The organism is Candidatus Aquicultor sp. (genome assembly GCF_054640775.1).
Window position 1 is genome coordinate 1 of the sequence record NZ_JBTSLF010000138.1, and the last position, 6,988, is coordinate 6,988.

Sequence of the window (6,988 nt, forward strand, 5' to 3'; positions counted from 1 at the left end):
AGATGAGGTTCTCGGCGCGGTCGATGACGGCTTCGACGTCGCTCGGCCCCTCGTAGCCGAGCGCCGCTATCTCGGTGGACACTCTAATAAGCGCGCGCAACGTCGAGTCTTTCTCGACGATTTTCGCGTAAAAAGCGGCATTGGCCGCGCTTGGCACGGCGCTGACCAGGGTGTGGATGTAAGGTTTGCCGCCGCATATCTCCAAGTCGCCATTGCTTGAAAGAGCTGCGGAGAGCGTGATGGCGTCCGCCGGCTCGCCTTTTGCATATAAATCGAGGATTGCCGCGTAGATGCGGCGGTGGGCCTCGGTGTAAAAGGCGTCCGGGGTTAACTTCTCGAGCATCTCGGGGATGGCATCCCGCGAGATAAGCATAGCGCCAAGGACGGACTGCTCCGCTTCGATATTATGCGGCGGAACCTTATCGAAACTTGCGAATTGCTGCGACCTATCTGTCGCTTTCATTACTCCTCTTTGCTTCCAACAACCTTAACGATAACCGTGGCGTCAACTCCAGGGAAGAGTTTAACGGTAACCGGATGATCTCCTACTTCCTTGATGGGCTGGCTAAGCTCGATCTTTTTCTTGTCGACCTCGGTCTTAAGCTGTTTCTCGATGGCGGCGGCGATCTCTTTGGTCGTTACCGAGCCGTAGAGCTTGCCCTCCTCGCCAGCTTTGGCCTCGACTTTCACTTCCTTGTCATTTAAACCGGCGGCAAGTGACTCGGCTTCTGAACGGTCCTTGGCCTCTTTCTTGACAAGGGTCGCCCGTTTCAGGTCCCACTCCTTGAGCGCGCCCTTCGTAGCGACAACGGCTATGTTCTTGGGGACGAGATAGTTCCTGCCGTAGCCGTCGGCCACGTCAATGACGTCTCCTGTTTTTCCTAATCCGCTTACGGATTCCTTAAGGATTACCTTCATCATGCTCCTCCGAATTGAAATAATCTTGAGTTTATTATCTTACCACACCTCCCCCTGCTCGTCGATGAAGCCGGAACGGCGGAATGAACGAGGGGGCGTTTGGTAAAAGCGTAAAAGGGCGGAGTTTATCCCCGCCCTAAAAAGGCTAATTACACAGAATCTGTACCCGGTCTTCCGGTTTTATCTCTGTGTATATGGAATTAGAGCCATCTCGCGTGCGCGCTTTATCGCAATCGATAGATCGCGCTGATGCTGCGCACAGGTGCCGGTAACACGGCGCGGTCTAATTTTACCGCGGTCGCTCATAAACCGGCGCAACATATTGGCGTCTTTGTAATCGATGTAGTCGACTTTATCCTTACAGAACGCACAGTACTTGCGCCTGGGTTTGCGGATATAATCTGCCATGCTTATCCTCTCCTATTTAAAATGGTACGTCGTCGATGTCGTCTCCAAGAGCCTTGAGATCGGCGTCGGCAACCTCCGCCAAAGTATCTTCACTACGAGCCCCAGCCCCGACTTTATCGAGGAACTGGATTCTCTGAGCGACGATTTCAACCGTTGAGCGTTTCTGGCCATCAGGCGTCTCCCATGAGCGGCTGCGGAGCCTTCCCTCAACGAGAACCGGTTTGCCCTTTCGTAAATACTCGTTTGCGATTTCAGCTTGCCTACCCCATGCAACCACGTTAAAGAAGCTTGCTTCCTCTACCCAATTGCCATCGTTTCCCTGGTAGCGATGATTAACCGCCACCCTGATATTGGCGACTGCAGCGCCATTCGGAGTAAATCTCAGTTCTGGATCCATTGTTAGGTTCCCGATAATAAACACCCTGTTTAAACTGGCCATGTATCTCTCCTATTTTTCAAGACGGACGATCATATGGCGAATAACGTCATCAGCGATTTTCAGGATACGATCGAACTCTTTAACGGTTACATCTTCACCCTGGAAGGTCATTATAACGTAGTACCCGTCGGTATTCTGACCGATTTGATAAGCTAGACGGCGTCTGCCCCACTTGTTGACATTCTCGACTTTCCCGCTATTCTTGGCGAGCACATCGGAAAACCTTGCGATATCGTTATCAATCGCCTCTGTTTCCAAAGTGGGTTCGAGAATGATCATGCATTCGTAGTTCCTCACTTTTCACCTCCCCCGGACTATTCGGCTTCAGTTAGGCTGAAGCAGGAGTATATAACCCGATAATTATAGCAGCTCCTCGCGATATCAACAAGTTGCGCTTGCTACACCGGTTAAACTTGCCCCAATGGCCTTTGCGCTTCTGGCGCACTGGTAGCTGATCATTGCAATAAGGAGTATTGCCAATGCAGAAGTAATCTCGGGTAAGAATTGCCATTTAAACACTCTTTGCGCCATTGTAGGATTTTGCTTAGTCGCTCTTTTGTCCGCTAGAACCTCTCGTTTGGTATGGTCTACTAATTGCTTTACGCTATCTGCTTGCTTAAAGGGGTTCGTAGCGGGCTGGCCTGCATACGCAACCATGCTATTGATCTTGGTCTGTGCTCGATTATTGCTCGTGGATGAACTAGGTTCAATACGCTCGCCACCAGCAACATATAGTTCTCGCGTTTTCTCTGGCGAAACCATTTTTACAGCAGCCGGAGCATGATTAACCGCCGGAACAAGGTCGGGTTTAACCTCTGGCGCTACCCATGACAAGTTTGGCAACCCGACCTTTGCGGCGGCATCTTGAGAAATCTTATTAGTTACGGATATAGAATTCTGGGGGGAGCGGTTTACTTGTATATCGAAGCTCTCGGCTTTCTGCTCTGGATGCATCTGGCTCTGGATTGCAGCATCAGCGAGAGCCGCTTCTCCAGCTTTGACGTTGGACATGCTTAGCGATGGTAACGCCTCGGGTTTAGCATTCTCAATGGGCTTCTCAGTAACATCGACTGGAGACATGGCGACCTGTTGCTGGGTTTGCTGCGTTGCAGCGGGGTAAGCCTCTTCATCAACGATACTATGTTGCTGGCTTTCGGGTAGCTTCTCTATTGTAGAACCGGACGATATATCGACGGCAATAGCTGGCTCATGTTTATCCTCTGTTGCACCTGAAACATCCGACAGATAATTGCACGGATCTAGGTACTTCTTATTATCCCGAGTTGTCGTCTCGAAGAGACCTAGATGCAGATGCTGCACGCTGCTTGATTTATCGATCTCGGAAGATAGCTTGCCTATAGTATCGCCAGCCTTCACGATTTGACCCTTGGATACCGAAGCTGTTACGGGTAAGTATGTGGTCGTGATGCCGCCGGGATGATCGATGGAGATACACGGCTCGCCTCTTGGGGTTTTTCCGATCCAGTAAACGACGCCTTCTTGGGCGGCTATGATGGAGTCGCCGGTAGCTCCAGCTATATCGATGCCCCTGTGCTCATCTAGGTCGAACGGCTTAATAACTTCTCCGCCAATGGGCCAGGTGAATTTATCTGCGGCCCCAGCAGTAGCGATAAGTGAAACAAAGCATAATAAGACGACGATAGGTACTGCAATTGTTCTGCGAATCATAATGGTGCCCCTCCATTATATATGCTGCTATGCTTTTGTGCTGTTATGTTTATATGTTAGCGGAAGCATGGCGTGCCGTCAAGTGGTTTGCGCTAATTATTTCTATCAATTTTCACCGAGCGATTAAATGTCCTTGCATTACCAGCCCGATCTATGGCTTGAACACGTAATATGTAAGAGCCATCAGCGATCTTAGAGCCGTTATTATCCACGCCATCCCAAATTAGGTTTTTCTGCTGTTCGAACTCTTCTTGAAAGACGATCGTGTTTAGATCAGCTTTACCGCCGATATCTGGAAAAACGGTTAGCCGGTACTTGACAGGTTCATTCGGTATAATCGAGATCACAATCGCTGGTTTCTTACTGTTGATGACGTAACTTTTTATCTTATAGCAGACCTTCGGTGACACGGTATCTACCGTGAAGGACCAGGCAAGCTGATTGGTGTTCCCTGCTCTATCGATTATGCTAACTAATGCCCGGTGAACGCCTTCTTTCAATTTAGATTTCGGCTTGTAGGAAATTAGGTCATTTAAGAGGTAAGGTTTAATAGGAACGTCATCTAGGTTAAATAAGATACCTATCGGATCTATTCCGGCACCGTCGGCACCGTCGGCACCATCGTGAGCGCTGAGCCTTAGCTCGGGAGACGCAGTATTAAGAAAAGACCCGTCAGCAGGAGATACGAGGGTTAACTCTGGTGGAAATAGGTCTGCCAGCAGATCCGGATTAGATTCGCCGTCAACGAGGAGCCTATCCCAAAAAACTGCAGCGTCCGCGCTACCTCCGGTCTGCTGAGCTGAACCTTCAATAATACCTTTTATGGTATTCTTAAGGCCTTCTTCATCCTTTACTACCACATTGACTTGATAAGCCCCTCCAGAAGTTTCTGTCTCGTCAACAGCAATATCGCCATGTTCGCAAGAGCTGCCGACGATCGACTGCCAAAGGATCGCATCTTTCTCTTCGATGGAAGGAACGCTTGTTTCCGCACTGCGATAAACTAGTGGTTGTGCACTTAAGTTGGAGCTAGATTTAACCTGGCCTAGTTGACTGAATGAGACGCTGCTGGGAATATCCATTAACTTGTTTTTATAGAACGATACCACCTGTTCGCTAAAATCAGGCACACACCCTCTTGGCTTGGGGTTATGTATCCAGGAGTTAACGGACATCTCCGACAGAGCCAGGTTGCTCTCGATCCCCCGCTGCTCCATTGAATCTATAAACTGTGACCGCTTAGTGGGGTTCCACACTTCCGGCCCACTCGCGTAAGCAAACTGGATAACAACCAGCTTTGCCACCCAGCTTTTTATCCGTTCGCGTATGTATGATCGTGGGAGGGTTGTCTCAAGGGCTTGCTTTTTGAGTTTGTCGGGATAAATTGGCTCTTTATTTCTAATGCAACTCTCATAGATACTAATCAGTCTGTAATTATACAAAGCCTTATAAATCTGTTTATCGTTGAAAGCAGTAGCCGCGTTACTTGAGGGAGGAATTGGGCCACCGGTCAAAAACGAATACAGATCGCAAAGACACTCTCCTGCAAAATGCTTGATTGAACCAGATGAGCCATCTGGACAAATCGGAAACAGGTTATCATTATGCGCAACCCAATCGGCAGCAATATGCCCTCCCCATCCTAAAGCCCGCGCTCTTTCTGTATCCGGCGCTACACCATTTTTCTCCGATGTCTTAAGCATAAGGTAGGCGAAGTTTGGCGCATTCATATATGGACGAGACATTTTAGTAAACTTAGGATCAGGTGAGTGGAGGTAATCAGGCCAACTTTGCTCTTGGCCATTTTCATCTAAGATTTTCGGATCTTTACCAATCCACTGCACACTCATATCCGGGCCTGTACCATTAATCCCAAAAGTAATTATTGGTTCAATACCAACATCCCGATTTATATTGTAGTGGCTAATAGCACTCCAAGCCCATGCATAATCAATAGAGAATAATGATAAAGCAAGCACAGCTATGGCGAATAAAAGTTTTCTCATATTCATCACTCCCTATCGAATCCCGAGTCTGAAATAGGTACCTTTGCCCAACCAACACTGTTATAATACTTAACTATACTTCCCCTGCTCACAGGTGGTTGTTCCCAACCCAGATAAGTCTCATAACGTTCCTCGGGGACATAATCTAGTGGTAATAGTGATGGCGATAATATAGATATTTTATATTCGAGTGCTAGCCCAAGCTCTTTGGCGTTCTTGAACCCAGCGAAGATATAGCTGAATCTATCGGATAATTGCTTCTGCGTGCATATGCTTGGGTTAAGATAAAAATCCTTATATGCTGAAACTTTTTTAAGAGAACCTTCCTGAGAATAGCCACCATTAAGGCCGACACCCTGTTTAAGTTCTGGGACTTTCACTTTTAGCATAGGTCCATACTTCGTATCGGCTATCGACAGGGCAAGATTTGGCGTATCGTCCAGGTGATAATTCTTGTAGTGTCTTTCGAGGCTCCGATAAATCTCCATCATCGGTTTGCCGTTTTTTGTTGGGAAGGGGAGGTAGACGGTGACATTTTTTAATACCTCTCCCTTCTTGGGTGAGATGGCAAAACTGTACCCGAAACTAACGTGTTGCTTCTTTCCACATCCGGTCATAAATAGCAATAAGCTGAGCAGCAATAATATCGCAGCTATCCTGAAAAATCGTTTACACAAAGTATATCCCCTCCATGAACGTTTTATCTTGTTAGTGCTTTGTAATTATACAAATTAACGGTTATTATAGCTTTGAACTCAATGCTACCGATAATCCGCTCTTAAGTCTGCGCTTCAACCTGAACAGTTGCGCTTCCCGTATAGGACTTGCCAGCCGCACTTTTAACCGTAATGAGCAGCTTGTAATCGCCATCGGGGGCTACGAGGATGCATTTATCGTCAAACTCGTCTTTAAGTACAGGATCCGCCATCTCCGGGAAGTAGATTAAGCCATGCCAGGCAAGGCTGTGTGCGCCCTTGCCTAACGTTTGGTTCTCAGCAAGATGGTAGACCGTAGTTCCCTGGCTATTTACAACATCGGCGGTTACCGTTCCTGTAGCATCGAGATTGAAGGTTAAAGTAACGCTGCCCGTTTCGTTGTCATATGCGTTGATTTTGTTCTTATCGACTGAAACGCCTAAGAGTGGGGAACGTTCGGGTGGCGATAAACAGAACAACATATACGTGCTCATATTCAATACGACCGATCCTTCTGCAATCGATGGAGACGGGTCGATCGCATACCAGTCATTATGGCACTCCCCCGCAAAGTATTGGTAAACAAGCTCGCCTGTATCGGCCTTGAGCACATAGATGCGACCGTTCGATGAATCCAAGGTCGTATCCGTACGGGTTGAGCCGACAAATACATAGCCGTTTGCGATAGCAACCGATACGATAGGATACTGGTTCTTGCCGTCAAAAGTCCATTTGACCCCGCCTGTATCTGCATCTACAGCGGTCACTGCGCCAAGGTAAACCGTGTTTCCAGCTAATACGGGGGTTTTCGATGAACCGCTTGAAATACCTAA

General features: G+C 48.0%; 9 protein-coding genes. All 9 read right to left on the bottom strand.

All coding sequences use genetic code 11. The features are described 5' to 3' along the window. Positions 1 to 463 (bottom strand): DnaB-like helicase N-terminal domain-containing protein (locus ACYC56_RS10820; protein ID WP_461374190.1); only part of this gene is annotated, 463 nt, incomplete at its 3' end. Continuing rightward, positions 463 to 921: a 50S ribosomal protein L9 gene (gene rplI, locus ACYC56_RS10825; RefSeq protein ID WP_461374191.1), complete on the bottom strand. Its 459-nt coding sequence runs from the start codon at positions 919 to 921 to the stop codon at positions 463 to 465. The genes rplI and ACYC56_RS10820, both read right to left, overlap by 1 nt. 177 nt (positions 922 to 1,098) lie before the next feature. Next, the gene (gene rpsR / locus ACYC56_RS10830; protein ID WP_461374192.1) at positions 1,099 to 1,326 is read right to left on the bottom strand and encodes a 30S ribosomal protein S18; all 228 of its coding nucleotides are present in this window, start codon (positions 1,324 to 1,326) and stop codon (positions 1,099 to 1,101) included. A 16-nt stretch (positions 1,327 to 1,342) separates the two neighbouring features. Continuing rightward, positions 1,343 to 1,765: a single-stranded DNA-binding protein gene (locus ACYC56_RS10835; RefSeq protein WP_461374193.1), complete on the bottom strand. Its 423-nt coding sequence runs from the start codon at positions 1,763 to 1,765 to the stop codon at positions 1,343 to 1,345. A 9-nt stretch (positions 1,766 to 1,774) separates the two neighbouring features. After that, positions 1,775 to 2,062 (bottom strand): 30S ribosomal protein S6, encoded by a 288-nt coding sequence (gene rpsF, locus ACYC56_RS10840; protein WP_461374194.1) that lies wholly within the window; start codon positions 2,060 to 2,062, stop codon positions 1,775 to 1,777. An 84-nt stretch (positions 2,063 to 2,146) separates the two neighbouring features. Next, complete coding sequence (locus tag ACYC56_RS10845; RefSeq protein WP_461374195.1) at positions 2,147 to 3,454, bottom strand: M23 family metallopeptidase; 1,308 nt, start codon at positions 3,452 to 3,454, stop codon at positions 2,147 to 2,149. A gap of 92 nt (positions 3,455 to 3,546) precedes the next feature. Continuing rightward, a complete protein-coding gene (locus ACYC56_RS10850) occupies positions 3,547 to 5,460 on the bottom strand; it encodes an Ig-like domain-containing protein (RefSeq protein ID WP_461374196.1) in 1,914 nt (637 codons plus the stop codon). A 5-nt stretch (positions 5,461 to 5,465) separates the two neighbouring features. After that, positions 5,466 to 6,137, bottom strand: a complete 672-nt coding sequence (locus ACYC56_RS10855) for a hypothetical protein (RefSeq protein WP_461374197.1) — start codon at positions 6,135 to 6,137, stop codon at positions 5,466 to 5,468. 101 nt (positions 6,138 to 6,238) lie between these two features. After that, a partial coding sequence (locus ACYC56_RS10860) for an outer membrane protein assembly factor BamB family protein (RefSeq protein WP_461374198.1) occupies positions 6,239 to 6,988 on the bottom strand: 750 nt, incomplete at its 5' end.